This window comes from Calothrix rhizosoleniae SC01, from assembly GCF_900185595.1.
In the GTDB taxonomy this organism is placed as follows: domain Bacteria; phylum Cyanobacteriota; class Cyanobacteriia; order Cyanobacteriales; family Nostocaceae; genus Calothrix_A; species Calothrix_A rhizosoleniae.
This window is the reverse complement of sequence record NZ_FYBH01000044.1, coordinates 1-3,414: the sequence shown is the minus strand read 5'-3', so window position 1 is coordinate 3,414 and position 3,414 is coordinate 1. Positions and strand designations below refer to the sequence as shown.

The following is a 3,414-nucleotide window of genomic DNA, read 5'->3' as shown; positions in this document are numbered from 1 at the left end:
ATCTCCTCCATCTAAATAATCATTACCACCACCACCGTAAAGAATATCATCGCCATTCTCTCCATAGAGGTAATTGTTACCATCTCCTCCATAGAGAGTATCATTCCCAAAAGTTCCGTTGTATTGCGCCATATTTATGTGTCTTCGAGCACTTTTGTTATGCTTATAGGCTGGCTTATTTTTTAAACTTCGTCTAGATAAAAATAATGTATTTTTGATATCTTTATGTTGTGAAAAGAAATATATTTTTTCTATTTATTCTGATTACTTATTACTTGCGTATAGCGCTATACACCCTAGACTGTCACAAGACATGCAAGCGTAATAGTCAACAGGAGTTGATGGGAAATATGATACTCTAGTACTAGAGGGTCTTATGGAGAGGTAAAAGTATGAGACTTACTACTTTAAAAATCTCGGCTCTTTCTACTCTTATTGTCACTTCCATAGTACTTTCCGCAGGAATTGCGATCGCCCAACCAAGTAAAAATGCTAGTTACATAGGTGCAGGTATCGCTGTGGGTGTTACTGATGACGGAAGAGGCAATGATGCCGTATTTGGTGCTAATGTTCAAGGACGTTACGCCATTCCCACACAACCTGTTTCCATTCGTGGTGCGGTTCTATTTGGTGGAGATGCTATTGCTATTGTACCAAATGTAACTTATGATGTACCAATCGCTAAAGATACAAATATCTATATTGGTGCTGGTTACTCCTTTGTTACCAATGAAAATCGCAACTCTCCATTGGGTAACAAGGATGCGGCTGTAGTTACCCTAGGTGCAGAATCCGAAGTACACAAAAATATCGTCGTTTATGGTGATGCTAAATGGGCAATTGATGCCTATGAAAATACTTCAGCTGATGCTGTTAGCATCCAAGCCGGAGTTGGCTACCGCTTCTGATATTGTTTGTGAAGGAAAATTTGACAATTTAGGTGCAGATACCATAATGGGGGGATATGGATAAAGTATTCTCCCCATTACTAATGGTAAGGAAGTCCCGATGAAAAATTTTCACCATCAATTATCTAATACCAATTCTCCAAAATAAAGCTACCCATGAACAGCAGGGGAGCAGGAGGAGAATTATCTGTAGCCAGGATTTAGAGAAATGGTATAAGTAGAATTTTTCCTTCCCTCAACTCCCAACTCCCAACTATCAAATATCAACTCCCTACAAAATAGATGCTCAATTGGGTTAACAAATAGTTACAATCGGGATATCAAAATATCTGCACCTCGGAGTCATCACTGATGAAATTCATATTTGACCCAGCAATTGCGGTGAAAATCCACAAAATGAAAGAAAGGGTGAGGTGGCAGCATCCTAGTATTGTAACAAGGGGAATTGACCAAACAAGCATGGTTTTGGATGATGGTAAGGATGGAGAACCAGATTTTTCTTTTATGGTAATTGGGGATACCGGCACTCAACCCCATAAAAACTACCATCCCCAACGCCAGGTAGCTGAAGCCATGCTAAAGCACCAACAAGATTGCAATTTTGTCCTCCACACAGGAGATGTGATTTATGTGGTGGGTTCCCAGGAATATTATCCCCAAAACTTTATCCAGCCTTACCGGGAGTTTCTACGGGGTGGAGAAAATCCCCAAGCCATTACCTATGACAATATGGTATTCAACAAGCCAATTCTCCCCGTACTAGGTAATCATGATTATTATGATGTTCCGTGGATGTACCGCTTGTTAGCCGGAACTACCCTACACCTACGCACCCTACTACGCTACAAAGATTTTGAAATTGGTTGGCATGGTTCTTATCAAGGGGATGCCTATGCTAAAGCTTTTTTGGATTATTTACAAAGGTTTCGTTCCCCACAACAGTTAGAATTTCACCTCGATGAATACTACACTGCTAAAACTGATACAGGACGGTGTTTGCGCTACGAACCAGGAAAATTCACCCGTCTACCCAACCGTTATTATACGTTTCGTTACGGTGGTATTGACTTTTTCGCCCTAGATTCTAACACTTTTAACGAACCATCTCCACTACCAGATACCAAAGAAGGGGAAACTCAACGGCGAGAATTGCAACAGCGTCGCCATGAAATCGAACGGGAAGAGTTGCAAATTCTCGATGCTTGTAATAAGCTTAATGCCGATAATCTGGAGTCAGCAGAACAGCTTGATACCCTGCGAGCTAGGTTATATCAAATTGATGAAGTGAAAATAGATATTGAAAAACAACTGAATTGGTGGCACCAGAAACCGGATGTGGACTGGGAGCAATTAGAATGGCTGAAACAAAGATTAATCGACTCCTGGAATACAGAGGAGGTAAGGGGGAGAATCATTTATTTCCATCATCCTCCCTATGTTACAGAATCCAGTAAATGGTATCAGTCCCAGACTTTAGCCGTTCGTCATCGCCTACGTTGGGTATTGGATGGGGTAAGACAGCAGGTGGGTAATTTGGCACAAAATCGCCCCTTAGTTGATTTAATTTTCAATGGTCATGCTCACTGTCTAGAATATCTGCGGACAACAGATACAGGACATGGTGATTCTCATCTCAACTGTATCATTAGTGGTGGTAGCGGTCGTCATCCCCGTCGCCAAAGGCAAGAAGGTAAGGAATTGTTAGAACAACTTCCCGGACAAAGTCTTAGTAAAGTTGCTGATTCTCTTTTGTTTGTTGGAAAGAATAGACACGGAGAACTTACCCAACGCCCTTATTCCTTTGTACGGATTGATGTGAAAAGCGGCAATCCTCCTCAATTCATTGTTAGACCATTTGTTGTGGAATATTTACAAGGGCAATGGTGCGATCGCCAATTAGAGGAAATTCTAATTTAATAGAATATTTATCTAAAAATATGTTGTTAAAACATTGCTTTCTAGAGCACATTCGATTACAAAATAGATTAAGAAAAGGTTATCAGAAAGTTAATTAGTTAGTAAGAGTAAATTCTCTAAAGCCTTCCAAATTAACATTTTCGTGAATTTAATAGCAAGAACAAATAGTACAAATTACCGCAAAATTTATTTTTTCTGCAATTACACTGAAGTTCTGATAAATTTATATTTACTGTCTCAGAAAAATAGAATAAACATTATATATCTATAAAAGGTATAAATTCGTCAATCATTGTCAAGCAAATATGTGAATATTTGAACTTCTCTTATGGCTCAAAACTTATTGAAGTGAGATAAAAGCATATTAATTTTGATGTTGTGAAATTTTGGAATTGCTAACTCAGAAAATGAGCTAGCCTCATTCCTCATGAATTTTTGCTGCTTATAGCCGCCGATTCATTCAATCAATGTGTCATTGCTCAATCATGGGGAACACATTCTGAATTAGGTTCCTGAAAGTCTTGCTTTCTTGGGGTTATAAAATCTGCATTTCTAGAGTAACTAGGAAAATTTAGCCAGCAGTCAACCT

Annotated in this window: 3 protein-coding genes; 2 read left to right on the top strand and 1 reads right to left on the bottom strand. The window is 39.0% G+C overall.

Annotated elements, in window-relative coordinates; genetic code table 11:
* Positions 1 to 132: calcium-binding protein (locus CALSC_RS28120; protein WP_407641874.1), on the bottom strand; the 132-nt coding region annotated here is incomplete at its 3' end.
* A gap of 260 nt (positions 133 to 392) precedes the next feature.
* On the opposite strand from CALSC_RS28120, the gene CALSC_RS02455 reads away from it, so the two are divergent.
* Both CALSC_RS02455 and CALSC_RS02450 read left to right on the top strand, forming a co-directional pair.
* Entirely contained in the window at positions 393 to 908 is a 516-nt protein-coding gene (locus tag CALSC_RS02455; protein ID WP_088239842.1) for an outer membrane beta-barrel protein, read from the top strand.
* Between the two features lie 351 nt (positions 909 to 1,259).
* Positions 1,260 to 2,825 carry a metallophosphoesterase family protein gene (locus CALSC_RS02450; RefSeq protein ID WP_088239841.1) on the top strand — a complete coding sequence of 522 codons (1,566 nt, stop codon included), beginning with the start codon at positions 1,260 to 1,262 and terminating at the stop codon, positions 2,823 to 2,825.
* Positions 2,826 to 3,414: the final 589 nt, after the last annotated feature.